Source organism: Streptomyces sp. NBC_00988 (genome assembly GCF_045162645.1).
Lineage (GTDB): Bacteria > Actinomycetota > Actinomycetes > Streptomycetales > Streptomycetaceae > Streptomyces.
Genome location: NZ_CP108730.1, coordinates 11,246,448 through 11,261,501, shown reverse-complemented (window position 1 = coordinate 11,261,501; position 15,054 = coordinate 11,246,448). Strand labels below are relative to the sequence as shown.

Annotated in this window: 18 protein-coding genes; 11 read left to right on the top strand and 7 right to left on the bottom strand. The window is 69.8% G+C overall.

The window, feature by feature from the left end; genetic code table 11:
• Positions 1–19 precede the first annotated feature (19 nt).
• Together OG496_RS50740 and OG496_RS50735 are read left to right on the top strand one after the other, a co-directional pair.
• Positions 20–1,018: a sugar phosphate isomerase/epimerase family protein gene (locus OG496_RS50740; protein ID WP_405975798.1), complete on the top strand. Its 999-nt coding sequence runs from the start codon at positions 20–22 to the stop codon at positions 1,016–1,018.
• Positions 1,019–1,212: 194 nt separating this feature from the next.
• Positions 1,213–1,545: a hypothetical protein gene (locus OG496_RS50735; protein WP_405975797.1), complete on the top strand. Its 333-nt coding sequence runs from the start codon at positions 1,213–1,215 to the stop codon at positions 1,543–1,545.
• A gap of 57 nt (positions 1,546–1,602) precedes the next feature.
• On the opposite strand, the gene OG496_RS50730 is transcribed toward OG496_RS50735, so the two are convergent.
• Positions 1,603–2,220: a LysE family translocator gene (locus OG496_RS50730; protein WP_405975796.1), complete on the bottom strand. Its 618-nt coding sequence runs from the start codon at positions 2,218–2,220 to the stop codon at positions 1,603–1,605.
• Positions 2,221–2,334: 114 nt separating this feature from the next.
• On the opposite strand from OG496_RS50730, the gene OG496_RS50725 reads away from it, so the two are divergent.
• On the top strand, positions 2,335–2,790 hold the full coding sequence (locus OG496_RS50725) for an Lrp/AsnC family transcriptional regulator (protein ID WP_366498806.1): 456 nt from the start codon (positions 2,335–2,337) through the stop codon (positions 2,788–2,790).
• Here OG496_RS50725 and OG496_RS50720 read toward each other — a convergent pair.
• The 4 genes from OG496_RS50720 to OG496_RS50705 all read right to left on the bottom strand — a co-directional run bounded on the left by OG496_RS50720 (position 2,762) and on the right by OG496_RS50705 (position 5,414).
• Positions 2,762–3,193: a hypothetical protein gene (locus tag OG496_RS50720; RefSeq protein ID WP_405975795.1), complete on the bottom strand. Its 432-nt coding sequence runs from the start codon at positions 3,191–3,193 to the stop codon at positions 2,762–2,764. The genes OG496_RS50725 and OG496_RS50720 overlap by 29 nt on opposite strands.
• Complete coding sequence (locus OG496_RS50715) at positions 3,190–3,441, bottom strand: hypothetical protein (RefSeq protein WP_405975794.1); 252 nt, start codon at positions 3,439–3,441, stop codon at positions 3,190–3,192. The genes OG496_RS50720 and OG496_RS50715 overlap by 4 nt, the downstream gene beginning before the upstream one ends.
• 270 nt (positions 3,442–3,711) lie before the next feature.
• Positions 3,712–4,494, bottom strand: a complete 783-nt coding sequence (locus OG496_RS50710) for an enoyl-CoA hydratase/isomerase family protein (protein WP_405975793.1) — start codon at positions 4,492–4,494, stop codon at positions 3,712–3,714.
• The gene (locus OG496_RS50705; protein ID WP_405975792.1) at positions 4,491–5,414 is read right to left on the bottom strand and encodes an NAD(P)-dependent oxidoreductase; all 924 of its coding nucleotides are present in this window, start codon (positions 5,412–5,414) and stop codon (positions 4,491–4,493) included. Before OG496_RS50705 ends, OG496_RS50710 begins: the two co-directional genes overlap by 4 nt.
• A 148-nt stretch (positions 5,415–5,562) precedes the next feature.
• Between OG496_RS50705 and OG496_RS50700 the strand changes: the two genes are divergently transcribed.
• Positions 5,563–6,162, top strand: a complete 600-nt coding sequence (locus OG496_RS50700; RefSeq protein WP_405975791.1) for a TetR/AcrR family transcriptional regulator — start codon at positions 5,563–5,565, stop codon at positions 6,160–6,162.
• 139 nt (positions 6,163–6,301) lie between these two features.
• Here OG496_RS50700 and OG496_RS50695 read toward each other — a convergent pair whose 3' ends face one another.
• Entirely contained in the window at positions 6,302–7,378 is a 1,077-nt protein-coding gene (locus OG496_RS50695; RefSeq protein WP_405975790.1) for a D-2-hydroxyacid dehydrogenase, read from the bottom strand.
• Positions 7,378–8,013 carry an RraA family protein gene (locus tag OG496_RS50690; protein ID WP_366498814.1) on the bottom strand — a complete coding sequence of 212 codons (636 nt, stop codon included), beginning with the start codon at positions 8,011–8,013 and terminating at the stop codon, positions 7,378–7,380. Before OG496_RS50690 ends, OG496_RS50695 begins: the two co-directional genes overlap by 1 nt.
• 281 nt (positions 8,014–8,294) lie before the next feature.
• Between OG496_RS50690 and OG496_RS50685 the strand changes: the two genes are divergently transcribed.
• Genes OG496_RS50685 through OG496_RS50655 form a run of 7 tightly spaced genes read left to right on the top strand, consistent with a single transcriptional unit; the run spans position 8,295 to position 14,871 of the window.
• Positions 8,295–9,650 carry an MFS transporter gene (locus tag OG496_RS50685; protein ID WP_405975789.1) on the top strand — a complete coding sequence of 452 codons (1,356 nt, stop codon included), beginning with the start codon at positions 8,295–8,297 and terminating at the stop codon, positions 9,648–9,650.
• A gap of 27 nt (positions 9,651–9,677) precedes the next feature.
• Complete coding sequence (locus OG496_RS50680) at positions 9,678–10,484, top strand: 5-oxoprolinase subunit PxpA (protein ID WP_405975788.1); 807 nt, start codon at positions 9,678–9,680, stop codon at positions 10,482–10,484.
• Positions 10,485–10,491: 7 nt separating this feature from the next.
• Entirely contained in the window at positions 10,492–11,223 is a 732-nt protein-coding gene (locus tag OG496_RS50675) for an allophanate hydrolase subunit 1 (RefSeq protein WP_405975787.1), read from the top strand.
• Entirely contained in the window at positions 11,220–12,215 is a 996-nt protein-coding gene (locus OG496_RS50670; protein WP_405975786.1) for a biotin-dependent carboxyltransferase family protein, read from the top strand. Before OG496_RS50675 ends, OG496_RS50670 begins: the two co-directional genes overlap by 4 nt.
• 49 nt (positions 12,216–12,264) lie before the next feature.
• Positions 12,265–13,050 (top strand): SDR family oxidoreductase, encoded by a 786-nt coding sequence (locus tag OG496_RS50665; protein ID WP_405975785.1) that lies wholly within the window; start codon positions 12,265–12,267, stop codon positions 13,048–13,050.
• 28 nt (positions 13,051–13,078) lie between these two features.
• Complete coding sequence (locus tag OG496_RS50660; RefSeq protein ID WP_405975784.1) at positions 13,079–14,251, top strand: pyridoxal phosphate-dependent aminotransferase; 1,173 nt, start codon at positions 13,079–13,081, stop codon at positions 14,249–14,251.
• Positions 14,252–14,283: 32 nt separating this feature from the next.
• The gene (locus tag OG496_RS50655; protein WP_405975783.1) at positions 14,284–14,871 is read left to right on the top strand and encodes a TetR/AcrR family transcriptional regulator; all 588 of its coding nucleotides are present in this window, start codon (positions 14,284–14,286) and stop codon (positions 14,869–14,871) included.
• The last annotated feature ends 183 nt before the right edge of the window (positions 14,872–15,054 follow it).

Here is a 15,054-nt window from a genome sequence, read left to right as displayed (position 1 = left end):
TCATCCAAGGAGCACCCGCATGTCCCTCAAGCTCGGCGCCTACACCGCCTGTCTGCACGACCGCCCGCTGGCCCAGGCCCTCGACATCCTCAAGGAGAACGGCCTGACCTCCGTCGAGGTCAACACCGGCGGGTTCATCCCCTCCCCGCACTGCCCGGTCGACCTGCTGCTGTCCTCGGCGGCCGCGCGCGAGGAGTACCTGGCGGCCTTCGCCGACCGCGGGATGGAGCTGACCGGCCTCAACTGCAACGGGAATCCGCTCAATCCGCTCCCCGGGGTCGGCCCGAAGCACGCGGACGACCTGCGCCGTACGATCCGCCTCGCGGGGCTGCTCGGGGTGCGGCACGTGGTCACCATGTCCGGTACGCCGGGTTCGGACCCGGACGCCAAGTACCCGTCCTGGGTGGTGAATCCGTGGGACGGCGTGTACATGGACGTCCTGGACTACCAGTGGGGTGTGGCGGTCGGGTTCTGGAAGGAGATCGACGCGCTGGCCCGGGAGAACGACGTTCGGGTCGCCATCGAGATGCATCCGCACAACCTCGTCTTCTCCCCGGTCACCCTGAAGCGGCTCGTCGACGCGACCGGCGCGACCAACGTCGGTGCGGAGATGGACCCTTCGCATCTCATGTGGCAGGGCATGGACATCGTCGCCTCGATCAAGTGGCTGGGCCCGCTGGTGTTCCACGCCGCCGCGAAGGACGCGACGCTCTGCCCCGGCGCCGACATCCGTGGTGTGCTGGACACGTCGTTCACCCGCGTGCCCGCCGACGCGCCGGACAAGGTGCCCACCGGCTACGGCTTCTGGTGCAACTCCTGGCCCGAGAACCCGGCGTGGAAGTTCGTCGCCGTCGGTGTCGGCCATGACGTCGCGTACTGGACGGATTTCCTGCGCGCCCTCGCCGAGGTCGACCCGGACATGGCCGTGAACATCGAGCACGAGGACGCCGCCTACTCCCAGACCGAGGGCCTCGCCCTGGCCGCGAAGAACCTGCACGCCGCGGCGGCCGCCCTCTAGGGCCAACTCCCCCCGCAGGTAAAGAAGTTCACGACCGCGCCCGGCGAGCAGGGCGCGGTCGTGTCACCTTCTTCCGGCTTGGACGAACATCCAATTTTTCCGCGGTGAACGTTCGTGGCCTTCTGCGAGGACGCCACGTGAACCATAGTTGCCACCGATCAATCGACCGGTGCAGCATCCAGGTGAACAACCGGGTGCGCGGCACAGCGCTGACACCGAACCCCGACTGGCGGCAGAAGTACGGGATCCTGATCGTCGGCAGCGACATCTACACGCCCGGCGTGCCGGCGAACACGATGTACCTAGGGAGACCGCGACCGTCGCACAATTCGCAGGACGCCTCGCCCCAGGCGGTGGTCCGGGAGAACGAGATCCGCTCGGGCATCACGGCCGCGCACCCCTGGACCGATATGACCACCGACCACCCGTGGTTGTGGGCCCGGTTCAAGGATTACGACAACACCGGACCCGGAGCCGGCTACGGCTCGAACGTCCCGCAGCTGACCGACTCCGAGGCGGCCGACTAACCGCCGAGAAGTACCTGGCCGGCACGGGCGGATGGAACCCCGCCTGGTGACCGTCCGTCAGCCGAGCAGCCGCTCCGCGAGGAGGAACCCGCCGATGACCATCATCATGGCGCCGCTGACGCGGGTGACGGCGCGGGCCGCTGTCGGCCGGGTCCGCAGCACGGTGCGGGACAGCACTCCGACCGTGAGGTAGACGACCGCACAGAGCAGCATATGGAGCGTCCCGAACATGCCGGTCTGCACGGCGACGGGCCAGCCCGCCCCCGGGTCGACGAACTGGGGGAACAGGGAGAAGTACAGCAGCAGCGCCTTGGGGTTCAGACCGCTGATGCCGGCGCCCTTGAGGATCACCTGACGGCGGGAGGAGGCCATGACCTCCGTGCCGGCACTCAGGGCGACCGGCGACTTCAGGACCGTCCAGCCGAGCCATATCAAGTAACCGGCCCCCAGAGCGGTCAGCACGGTGAGCAGCGTCGCGGAACTCGCGACGACCACGACGAGGCCGGCCATGGCGAGCAGGGTGTACCCGGCGTATCCCGCCACCAGCCCCGCCACCGCGGGAACCACCGACCGCCCTCGCAGCCCGGCCGAGATCGTGTAGGCCCGGTCCGCCCCGGGGGTGAACACCAACAGCAGGTCCACGGCCAGGAATGCCATCAACGTGCTTGCAGTCATGATCACTTGCTCTTTCTTCCACTCACCCCGACACGAGGGAAGATTAGTCCGACTTAAGGCGTAATTGTTTCCATATCTTTCCCACATTCTGGCTTCTCGGGGCATAATTTCCCCGTGGATGACTTGGATCGGAAGATTCTTACCGAGCTACAGCAGGACGGCCGTCTCACCGTGACCGAACTGGCCGCCCGCGTGAGCCTCAGCGTCTCGCCCTGCCACCGGCGCCTGCGCGATCTGGAGCGGTCGGGCGCGATCCTCAGCTACCGCGCCATCGTGGACAGAGCCGCCGTCGGCCTGGACTTCGAGGCCCTGGTCTTCGTCACGCTGCGCTGGGAGGACCCGGACACGGTCCCAGCCTTCGAGAAGGCCGTCGGCGCCGTCACACACGTGATCCAGGCCGAGCGCCTGTTCGGCGAGCCCGACTACCTCCTGCGGGTGGTCGCGGCCGACCTCACAGCCTTCCAGCAGCTCTACGACCAGCAGCTGGCCACCCTGCCCGGCGTCCAGCGGCTCACGTCCACCCTGGTCATGAAGCACGTCGTCAACGACCGTCCGCTGCCCGAGCGTTGAGCCCCCGCACACCAGCCTCATCCATGCCCCGCCTGGCGGCGCGCGGCCAGTCGCCGCCGCTCACGACGACCGTGCCGGTCACCACGTTGCCGCGCTGTCCGTCGCTCAGGCTGATGGAGCCGTCGCTCGTCCAGTTGTCCGTCACCGTGAGGGCGCCCGTGTTGTTGGTGGCGTTGGAGTTCTCGTGGTCCCGGGCGCCGGTGTCGCGGAAGACGTTGTCGATGTCGGCGTACTCGCGTGATCCCTCTTCGTGGTAGATGCCGTAGGGGCCGTTGTTGTCGGCGCAGTAGTTGCGGTCGATGCGGCTGCCCGGTGCGGCGGAGAGGGTGTAGATGCACGCGCCGTCGTCCATCGTCCGCATCACGTCGTGGATGTGGTTGGCGGTGACCCGGACGTTCTTCAACGTGGTGGGGGTGGCGTAGACGGGCTGGAAGTCGTAGAGGCCGCGGTTGACGTAGTCCTCACTGCCTCCGGGGTCGTTGGTGCCCCAGCCGTACCGATCGCGATGCCGGTGTAGGGCATGTCGTGGATCTCGTTGTGGGAGACGGTGACGTCGGTGGCGTAGGTGACCAGCACGGCCGTCATGTCGCGGTGGTCCAGGGCGAGATCGTGCATCACGTTGTCGCTGATGGTGATGTTCCGGTTGGCCATACGAGGGTCACGGGGGTGGTGGGCGTCGGCCTGCACACCAGGTCGACGCGCCCGGCATGGGCTCGGGCCCACGCGGCGGTCTCCTGCGCGTGGCCGGTGAATCCCCTGTCGACGAGGGCCGGGCGATGGCCGGGCAGCAGGAGCAGGTTGGCGTCGGGGAACGGCCTGCGCCGCCAGGTCACCCAGGTCGGGAGCCGCTCGTCGTGATCGTCGTCCGTCGTCAACCTCTCTGCGGGGAAAGCGAGTTGGCGTGCGTGTCCCGGACGCGGCTCACCAGTCGGCGGGGCGCCCCTTGAGTTCCTGCCAATAGCGCCGGTGTGCGTGGCGGGCCTGGTCGCTCGTCATCCCGGCGGGGAGTTCGGTGTCGAGCGGGTCGGCGAGTTCGGCGATGTCGCGCAGCGTGGCGGCCTGGCAGGCCCGCTTGGTGAACGCGTACTGCTCGACGCAGTCCTCGGGTGTCCGCTCGGCGACGGCGATGGCACGCTCCAGCAGCTCCCCGGCCGGGGCCAACTCGTGCACCATGCCCAGCGCGTGAGCCTGATCCGGGGTGAAGATCTCCCCGAGCAGGCAGGCGCGGGCGGCGACCGGGTCGCCCCAGGCGTGGGCGAGCATGCGGACGTAGACGGCGGGCATCGGGATGCCGATCGGTACCTCGTTGAGTCCGAACCGCGCCGATCCGTCGGCGACGGCGACCCGGTAGTCGCACACGGCGGCGGTGATCAGCCCTCCGGCGAAGGCGTGCCCGTTGACCGCGGCGACAGTCGGCCGGGGGTAGGTGAACAGCCGCATGTTCGTCGCCCGGTACTCCTGGAACCAGTCGGCGACGGCCGCCGGGTCGCCGGCGAAGAGCGGGAAGTGCTCGCCGAGATCGAGGCCGGCCGAGAACCGGGCGCCGGTGCCGGTCAGGACGACGGGAGACTCGGCGTGGTCGCGTTCGAGCCGGTCGAAGGTCTCGTGCAGGTCGGCGAAGAAGGCGCGGTTCTGGGCGTTGACCGGGTTGGTCGTCATCGTCACGACGGCGACTCGGCCGTGCCGTTCGATCGTCCAGCTCATCCGTGGTCCTCCCTGGGGTGCGTGCGGGCATCGCCTGCTGCGACGCCCTCGGTCCTGGCCTCCAACGCGTGCACTACGGCGACCATGTCCTCGCCGCCGTGGTCCAGCGCGACGGTCTCGCTGTACAGGGCATGGCAGACGTCGAGGAGAGGGGAGGCGAGGCCGGCCTCGCGGGCGGCCTCCGCGATCAGCCGGTTGTTCTTCAGGACGTCCGCGGCGGCCGCCTGGACGGTGAAGTCGCGGGTCACCAGCTTGGGCCCCTTCACCCGGGAGACGGAGCTGGCCATCGGTCCCGCGTCCAGGACGTCCCGGAGCAGTCGCTGGTCGAGCCCGTGCCGGTCCGCGAAGTGGAAGGCCTCGGCCAGTCCGGTGACGAGCGTGATCAGGAACAGGTTCACCGAGAACTTCATCAGCAGGGCGCCCGGTACCGCGCCGCAGCCGAACGTCTCCCGGCAGACGGGGGCGAGCAGCGGCCGTACGGCTGCCACGGCGTCGGCGTCCCCGGCCAGCATGCCCACCAGCTTCCCCTGTTCGGCGGGGACTCGGGAACCGGAGACGGGGGCCTCGACGTATCTCCCGCCCGCGGCCCGGATGTCGCCCTGGAGGCCGGCCGAGTAGTCGGCGGAGGTCGTGCCCATGTGGACGACGGTGTGTCCGGCGACCCGAGCGGCGAAGTCCCGCGTGCCACGGCCCAGCACCGCGTCCATGGCCGTCTCGTCGGCCAGCATGAGGAACACGATGTCGTCGGCCCGGTCGAAGACCTCGGCGGGGCTCGCCGCGACCTCGGCCCCGGCGGCACGCAGGGGTTCGCAGCGGCCGGGCGTGCGGTTCCAGACCACGAGGGGTGTTCCCGCGCGGGCGAGGTTGAGCGCCATGGGCTGCCCCATGACCCCGAGGCCGACGAAACCCACGTAACGCACGATGTACCACCGTTTCCGTCCTGCGGCGAAGCCGGAACATCTCCGCCGCAGCCGATCATGACGGCGGTCATAGTAGTCCACTCTATGACCGCCGTCATAGAGTGGACTACGGACAGCGCGCGGAACGGTGACGGAGGTCGGAAGAGCGATGGCAGAAGTGTCCGGACACGGTCCGCGCGAGCGGATGGTCTTCAGCGCGGCGCAGCTCATCCGGCGCGACGGGGTCGCCTCGACCGGTATGCGCGAGGTTGCCGCCCACGCGGGCGCGCCGCGCGGTTCGCTCCAGCACTACTTCCCCGGCGGCAAGGAGCAGTTGGTCAACGAGGCCGTCGGCTGGGCGGGCCGGTACGCGGGCAAGCGCGTCGACCGTTTCCTCGCCGCACTGTCCGAGCCGACGCCGAGCGGGCTGTTCGGCGAGATGGTGCGCCAGTGGACCGACGAGTACGAGAGCGCGGGTTTCGCGGGCGGCTGCCCGGTGGCCGCCGCGACGGTGGACTGTGCGGAGACGACCGTCTCCACGCGGGAGGCCGCGGCCGACGCGTTCACCACCTGGACCGGCCCGGTGACCCGAGCCCTGGTCGACATGGGCGTACCCAAGACGCGGGCGGGTTCGCTCGCCACGCTCATGATCAGCGCCCTGGAGGGGGCCATCCTCATCACCCGGGCCGAGCGGGACGTCCGTGCCCTGACGACCGTGGCCCGTGAACTCGGCCCGCTTCTCGACTCAGCGACGGGAGAGGACGGCTGAGCTGTCGGCCTGGTTCGCCGTCCACCAGGACGCGATGTGGGCGCGCCAGTTGAAGCCGAGCATCGCCAAGATGTTCTCGATGTAACCGTGGACCGTTCGACTTTATGGTGCCCCTGGACCACAGCCTCATGGCGAGAAGTCAGTAGAACTCGACGGTGTTCACGCGGTTGAGCAGGCTGTCTCCGTCCAGAAGGCGCGTGGCATTGGCGGCGAAGAGTTCGGCGATGAGACGGTCCTCCGCCGCGTTGAGCGCGGCCGTGTGGGGGCTCACCAGCACCCGGTCGTGGTCCCAGAGCGGGCTGGCGGCGGGCAGGGGCTCCGCCTCGAAGACGTCCAGCGCGGCGAAGCCCACCTGTCCGCTGTCGAGGGCTTCGATCAGGGCGGACTCGTCGACGACGTTCCCCCGCCCGACGTTGACGAGGGTCACGCCGGGCCGCAGGGCGTCGAAGAACCGCTTGTCCAGCAGGTGTTCGGTCGCCTCGGTCCCGGGGAGCGTGTTGACGACGGCGTCCACGGCCGGTGCCACCTCGACGAGCCGGTCGGGGCTCACCACCTCGGACACACCGGGGACGGTGACGTCCCTTCTGCTCGTGCCGACGACCCGTGCGCCCAGCGCGTGCAGTTTCGCGGCGACGACCCGGCCGATCCCGCCGAGGCCGAGGACGAGCACGGTCTGCTCGCTCACCTGCTTCATCGTCCAGCGGCCACTCCACTCGTGGGCGCGCTGCTGCCGGCTCAGACGGGGCAGGTCCTTGGCTCCCGCGAGGACACCGAAGAGGGCGAACTCGGCGAGCGGCTGTCCGTGCACACCGGCCGAGGTGGTGAAGGCGACCCGGTCGAGTTCTTCGACGCTGAGTCCCGCCGCCTTGACCTGGCTGCCGCCGCCCGCCGCCATGGTGTGCACCCAGCGCAGCCGCGCGTTGGCCCGGACCGTGCGGGCCAGCGCGGACGGGTCGACGTCGGGGATGCCGTACAGCGCGTCGGCGGAGTCGAGGAGCGCTTCGTAGGAGTCCTGCTGCCGGGGTGTGCGGCGCCAGGCCGGATCACCCGCGAAGTCGGCGGGCCAGCGCATCGGCGGGAGCAGTGCCTGGTCGACGACGAGGTCGATCCGGGGCTCCAACTCCCTTATGCGGGCGCAGTTCTCCTCCGACAGCGGCGCGGCGACCGCGACCCGGAGTCGGAGCCGGAGTCGGTCCATGTCCCGTTCCGCTGCCATCAGGCGGCCTTCCTCCGGAGCGTCTCGACCTCGGCGTCGAGGTCCGCCTCGCGCGCGACGATCTCCTTGACCGCGGCGAGGGCCTCCTCGGCGCGGTGCGGGGGGATCACGATCACACCGTCGGCGTCGGCGACGACGATGTCCCCGGGTTCGACGACCACCCCTCCGATGGCGACGGACTCGCCGATCGTGCCCGGCCCGTTCTTGAACGGGCCGGCGGGAGTCAGCCCCCGCGCGAAGACGGGGATCCCGAGCTGCTCGATGATCGCGCCGTCGCGCACATAGCCGTCGACGACCGCGCCCACAGCACCGAACACGTCAAACCGCTGGGCGAGGTTGTCGCCGATGATGGCGCGTCCTTCGAAGCCGAAGGCGTTGATGACGAGGATGTCCCCGGGGCGGATGTGCTCCAGCGCGGCGATCACGGCCTTGTTGTCACCCGCGACCGTGAGCACCGGGAGCGCGGTGCCGACGGCCCTGGCCCCGTTCCAGACGGGCGCGATGCCTCCATCGACGATATTCAGCCGGTCGAGGGCGTCGCCGAGGTTGGCCACGGAGTGCTCGCGGAACTGGTCGAGCACCTGCGAGTCGACGCGCTCCCACCCCGTGCGAACACGCACGTTGTCCTGGGTCATCAAGATCCCCTTCCAGTAAGTGCGAAATCTTTCGCGTTTCGATGAACCAGTGTGCATCGCTCCACACGGCCGGACAAGGGGTGGCGGCTACTGGATCAGCTGCAACAACCACGGAAACATGGCGGAATCGCAAGGTTGACATCGATGCAACTCCGGCCCTTGACCGCCCCGAGAATGCGAACCTATTCTCATTCGCGATTCGAGTCGCAGCTTGGAGCAGTACCTCTCCGCCGGTCCCCAGGACACCGCTTCGGCCGTCCGCGACACCGAAAGTTGAAGCTATGGCAACGTCAGATCGGCTCCACTCCGCAGCAAACCAGCCAGAGGCACCGGTCATCATCCCCGTCACCGCTCAGGACGGGGTGGTTCGCAAGGCCACCGTCGCGGGCGCCGTCGGCTCGTTCGTGGAGTGGTACGACTACGGCATCTACGGCCTGCTCGTCACCTATCTCGCGGTCAACATCATGGGCGACGCCGGTGCCGGAGGGCTCTTCCTCACCAACGTCGGCTTCCTGGTCAGCTTCCTCGCCCGGCCCTTCGGCAGCGTGATCTGCGGATACCTCGGCGACAAGCTCGGCCGCAAGAAGCTTCTCGCCACTCTCCTGGTGCTCATCTCCGGGGCGACGGCCGCCCTCGGCCTCATCCCCTCCCACGCCGCGATCGGGGTGGGCGCGCCGGTTCTTCTCGTCCTGCTCCGGGTGCTGCAGGGCTTCTCGGCGGGCGGTGAGGTGGCCGGGGCGATGTCGTTCGTCGGCGAGTACGCGCCGGACGCGCGCCGCAACTACATGATGAGCTTCATCGCGGTCGGCTCGTTCGTGGCCCTCATGTTCGGCAGCGCCTTCTCCGCCGTCCTCATCACGGCCCTCGGCGACGACGCGATGACCTCCTGGGCCTGGCGGGTGCCGTTCCTGCTCGCCGTACCGCTCGGCTACGTCGGCTTCTACATCCGCAGCAGGCTGGAGGAGACCCCGCACTTCACGGCCCTGCGCGAGCAGCGGACCGTGGCCCGCAACCCGCTGAGGGAGGCACTGACCTCGAAGCGGCACCTGAAGGCGATCGCGCTCACGATCTTCCTGCCCGCACTCAACGGCCCCGGCTACTACCTGCTGTTCGTCTACATGCCGACGTACTTGAAGACCTCGCTCGGCGACCACAACTTCTCGATGGTGCGGGCGCTCATGGTCACCGCGTGCAGTCTGGTCGCCATCGTGATCTGCATCCCGCTCATGGCACGGCTGTCGGACCGGATCGGCCGCAAGCCCGTCCTCGCCTTCTCGGCGATCGCGATGGCCGTGGTGTCGTACCCCATGTTCCTGCTCATCACCACCGGCCGGTTCGGGCTCGCCTGTATCGGCACGGTCGTCCTCGCCGTGGCCTTCTCCGGCCATGCGGCGGTCGTGCACACCGTGCTCGCCGAGATGTTCCCGACCAGCGTGCGCTACTCGGCGTACAGCATCGGCTTCAGCCTCTCGACCGTCGTCTTCGGCGGCAGCGCGCCGCTCCTGATGACCGACCTGATCGAGTCGACCGGGTCCAACCTGATCCCCGCGTTCGCCTCGATCATCACCGCCGCGATCACCCTGGTCTCCGTAGCGTTCGTACGGGAGACCAAGGGCCGGCCCCTCGCATCCCACTGAACCGAACCGCACTTCGGGAGAGACACCATGGCATCCGGAATCAACTCGGTGGCCGTCGTCGCCGACCTCGGCGAGAGCTTCGGCAACTACACGATCGGTGACGACGCGGCCCTGCTCGGCCTGGTCACCGCGTCGAACATCGCCTGCGGCTTCCACGCCGGCGACCCGCGCATCATGGACCGGACCGTCGCCGACTGCGTCGAGCGCGGCATCGAGCTGGGCGCCCACCCCGGCTACCCCGACCTCGTCGGCTTCGGCCGCCGGCTCATCGAGGCCTCGGAGGAGGAGATCCGCACCGACGTCCTCTACCAACTCGGCGCGCTCGACGCCTTCGCCCGCGTGCACGGCGGCACGATCAGCCATGTCGCCCCGCACGGCCGCATGGGCTCGATCGCGCAGACCGACGCCAAGCACGCCCGCGCCATCACCGACGCGATCGCCGCGTACGACAAGGAGTACATCGTCATCTGTCAACGCGGCCTCCTCGCCGAGGAGTCACGCAAGCGCGGCCTCGACGTCGGCTACGTCTTCCTCGCCGACCGCGGCTACGGCGACGACGGCATGCCCGTCCCCCGCTCGCACCCCCAGGGTCTGATCTACGACCCCGAACTCATCGGCGAGCGCTGCGTCCAGGTCGTACGGGAGGGCACGGTGCGCTCGGTGGACGGCGACGTCGTACCGCTGGGCCACGACGTGGACGTACTGCTGCTGCACGGCGACCACCCCACCGTGCTCGCCAACGGCACCGCGCTGCGGGCCGCGTTGACGGGTGCGGATGTCAACGTCACCGGGTTGAAAGACGTGTTGGCCGAGAAGGCCAAGGCGCTGGTCTGAACTCCCCATGGCCGCCGCACAGTTCCCCGCCGTCACCGTCGAGCCCTTCGGGGACTCGGCGGTGATGGTGACCGTCCCCCACCCCGACCCGGTGATCCGCCGCACCGCGATCGTCGCCTTCCGCGAACGGTTCCTGGCGCGTCGCCCGCCGGGGGTGCTCGACGTGGTCTCCGGTCTGGAGTCGCTGCTCGTCGAGTTCGACCCGCTGGAGACCGCGCTGCCGCACGTGGAGTACGCCGTACGCCTGCTCGCGGAGCGCCTACCGGTCCAGGAGCAGGTCCGGACGCGCACGGCGCTGCGGTTCGCGGTGCCCGTCGTGTTCGACGAGGAGACCGGGCCCGATCTGGCGTCCGTCGCCGGGGAGTTGGGCGTGGCGCCCGCCGAAGTCGTCGAGGCGATCGCGGAGTCCACGTTCACGATCTCGCTGCTGGGCGCTGCGATGGCCCCGATGATGGACGGACTCCGGGTTCCCAAACCGGTACGGCGTCGGGCCGAGCCGCGGACCGACGTCGCCCCCGGCGCGCTCATGATCGCGGGCACCAACGCGATCATCCAGCCGTTCCCCGGCCCTACTGGCTGGCGGGTGGTCGGACGCACTCCGCACACCATCGTCGACATCTCCCGCCCCGAGCCCGTCTCGTTCGGCACGGGTGACATCGTGCGGTTCGTTCCGGTCACGCGGGACGAGGCGGCCGCGCTGGACGCGGGCTTCCTGCTGCCGGTGGAGGTGTCCGCATGAGAACCGTGGGCCTCGACATCACCCGCACCGGGTGGGTCACGACCTTCCAGGACCTCGGGCGCCGTGACGCCGAGCGACGGGGTGTCCCCACCGGCGGCGCGGCCGACCAGCACTCGGCGGCCGTGGCGAACATCCTCGTGGGCAACCCGCGAGGCGCCACCCTGATCGAGAACCTCGGCGGCGACCTGGCCTTCGTGCCCGACGCCGATGTCCTCGTCGCGGTGACCGGTGCCCTCTGCCGGGTCACCGTCGGCGGCGCGCCCGTCGACGGTTGGTCGCCAGTGCCGGTGCCCGCGGGCCAGGAGATCCGCGTGCGTACCGACATGGGTCTCGGCGCCCGGAACTACCTGGCCGTGAGCGGTGTGCTCGCCGCGAAGACCCTGCTGGGCAGCGCCGCACCGGATCCGCGGATGGGATTCACGCAGGAACTCGGGGCGCGGGTGCTGCTGGAGTCCGGGTTCCGCGGATTCAGGCACAGCCACTTCACTCCCCCGCTCTTCCGGCTCACCGTGCCCGTCCTGCGCTGCCCGGAGGGGCCCTGGGTCATCGACGTCGTCGAGAGCTACGGCGCCAGCTCGATCCCCGGGGTCCGGGAGCTGATCGCGCGGTCGCCGTACACCGTCACCACTCGCTCGAACCACGTCGGCCTGCGCCTCGACGGACAGGTGCTGCATCCGGACACAGACGTCGAGATCGTGTCGCACGGAGTGCCGGTCGGGGCGCTCCAGATCCCGCACGCCGACGAGCTGATCGTGCTGGGCCGGTACCGGAGCCTGACGGCCGGCTACCCGATCGTCGGGGTCGCCTCGCGGGCGTCGCTCCCGCTGCTCGGGCAGGCCGGGCCGGGCCGTGAACTGCGGTTCCGGTGGGTGGACCGGGAGACCTCGGTACGTCGGTCCGCCGAGCGGGAGAGCGAGCTGCGGGCGCTGGAGCGGGCGACGAGCGAGGCGTTCGGCGCGCTCGGTTTCGCGGAGCACTTGATCCACCCCTAGACGAGAAACTATTCTCAATTGATACGAACGTCTCACCTGGAGGACAACAGTGACGCGGACCGCGCTCATCACCGGCGCCGGCAGCGGGATCGGGCTCGAAGCGGCCCGCCTCCTCGCCCGGGACGGCATCACCGTCGTCCTCGTCGGCCGCCGCCAGGAGGAGCTCGACAAAGCCGAGGCCACGATCCACGCCGAGGGCGGAACGGCCCTCGCCCTCGCGGCGGACATCACCCGCGTCGACGACGTGACCCGTCTCCTCGACCGGGTCCACGCCGAATGCGGCCCGGTCGACATCCTCGTCAACAACGCGGGAAGCGCGTCGTCGGTGCTCAACCCGCAGTGGCTGCCGCACGACGAGTGGCGCCAGGTCCTGGACGTGAACCTCACGGCGGTCTTCCAGCTCACCCAGGCCGTCCTGCCCGACATGCTGGACCGTGACGGCGGGACGATCGTCACGGTCTCCTCGCTCGCCGCCGTCAACCCGAACCTGCTCGGCGGGGCCGCCTACGGCGCGGCCAAGGCGGGCGTCCGCAACTTCATGACCTTTCTGCACAACACCTTCCGCAACCAGGGGCTGCGGGCCGTCACCGTGCTGCCCGGCGAGACGGACACCCCGATCCTCGACAACCGCGCCCGGCCACCGGCCGTCGAGGAACGCGCCCACATGCTGCAGCCGCAGGACGTGGCCGAAGCGATCCACCTCGCGATCACGCTGCCCCAGCGGGTCGTCCTCCAGGAGATCGTCGTCGCCCCGACCCGGCAACGCGACACCTCGGCCGACCTTGAGATCAGCCGCTGGGCGGGCGCCCCCGCCGACGCCTCACCCCAGGGCTGACACCCCCCTGCCACTCCAGGAGAACCGCATGCCCTCGACCGTCACCGCCACCCCACTGTCGTCGTTCGCGCCCGCCGCGGCCGTCGCCCGGATCGCCGCCGCCTCCCGCCGGACCCAACAGCCGCAGTCCGGGGGCGACTTGGTCTCCCTCGCCATGGGCGAACCCGACTTCGACACGCCCGAGCAGGTGACCGAGGCCGCCCTCGCCGCCCTGCGCAGCGGCCGTACCCACTACTCACCCCTGCTGGGCGAACCGGCCCTGCGCGAGGCACTCGCCGACAAGCTCACCGGCATCGCCGGAGCACCGGTCTCCTCCGCCGACATCCTGATCACCCAGGGCGGCACCGCCGGTCTCGCCGCGTCGATCCTCTCCCTCGTCGACCCCGGCGACAGGGTGGTCATCCCCGACCCCACCTACTCCCTCTACGCCGACCTCGTCAGCATGGCCGGCGGAGTCGTCGTCCCCGTCCCGCTCGCCCCCGACCTGCACTGGGACCTCGACCTCCTGGGCGACGCCCTCGCCGGGGCGAAGCTCTTCGTCTTCTGCAACCCGAGCAACCCGACCGGAATCGTGCACAGCCGGGCCGAGTTGGAGACCCTCGCCGACCTCCTCGACGGCACGCCCACGCTGGTCATCTCCGACGAGGCCTACGCCGACCTCGACTTCACCGGCCGCCCGTTCACCTCGGCGATCTCCCTCGACGGCCTGCGCGACCGTACGGTCTACTGCCAGACCTTCTCCAAGAGCTACGCGATGACCGGCTGGCGCGTCGGCTATCTCTGGGGCCCAACACCCCTGATCCAGGCCGCCGCACGCATCCACAACACCTTCAACGGCTCGGTGAACACGGTCGTCCAGGACGCCGCGCTCGTCGCGGTACGGACCTGCGACGCCGACATCGCACGGATGCGGGCGGAGTACGAGCGGCGCGGCGAACTCATGCGGACGGAACTGGCCAAGGTCACGGGCCTCGCGCTCAGCACGCCCGAGGGAGCCTTCTACCAATTCCCGCGCTACGACATCGACCTGCCCTCCGTGGAGGTCGTGGCGGCACTGCGCACGCACGGCGTCGCGGTCCGGCCGGGCAGCGAGTTCGGCGCCCGGGGCGAGGGGCATCTGCGCCTGTCGTACGCTGCCGACGCGGAGTCCATCACCGAGGGCGTCCGTCGTCTGGCCCACGGCCTCTCGGCCCTGCGGTGAACACCGCCACGACGCGAACGGGGAGTCGACCCATGCGCAGTGACACCCAGCGCAACCGCAGGCAACTCATCAAGGCCGCCGCGGAGTTGTTCGAGAACTCGCCGACCCCCGTCAGCCTGACCGAGATCGCCAAGCGCGCCGAGGTGTCCACCGCGACCGCCTACCGGCACTTCTCCTCCGTCGAGGACGTCCTGCACGCCTTCCGCGCCCAAGTCGGCTCCGAACTGCGGGACTTCAGCGCGGCCCAGACCACCCGAGGCATGCAGCGCCTCGAAGCGGTGTCCCGTCACTGGGTGTCCCTCGTCCTCGAACACGGCGGCGCCATGGCCCAGATGCGCTCGCACCGCGGCTACCTGGAACGGCTGCGCGAGAACACCGGCTACCTCGCTCCCCAGGCCGAGGCGCTCACCGAACCACTCCGCCAGACCACCGAGGACCTCGGCCTCGGCGACCTCGGCGACGAAGCGCTGTTCCTGTGGAACGCGTTGTTCGACCCCCGCGACATCCTCGACATCATCAAGAGCGGCCGCACCGAGGACGAGGCGGCGTCCCGCCTCGTGGCCGCCCTGCGCGGCGCCCTCATCGGCTGGTCCACGGCACCTGAGCGGAAGTACGACTGACGTCCGCTACTGCTCACAGGGTCCCGACTCACCCGACAACTCAGGTGGATCGAGAGGTCCGTGTCGATCGTGGCGTCACGGCTGCTCCCCTGCTGTGTGAAAGAGGAGCACTGCCACGCTCACCCTCACCGCAGGTATGACGTCCGTTATAGGCCCTGTGCAGGTTGCCTCCTATAACGATCG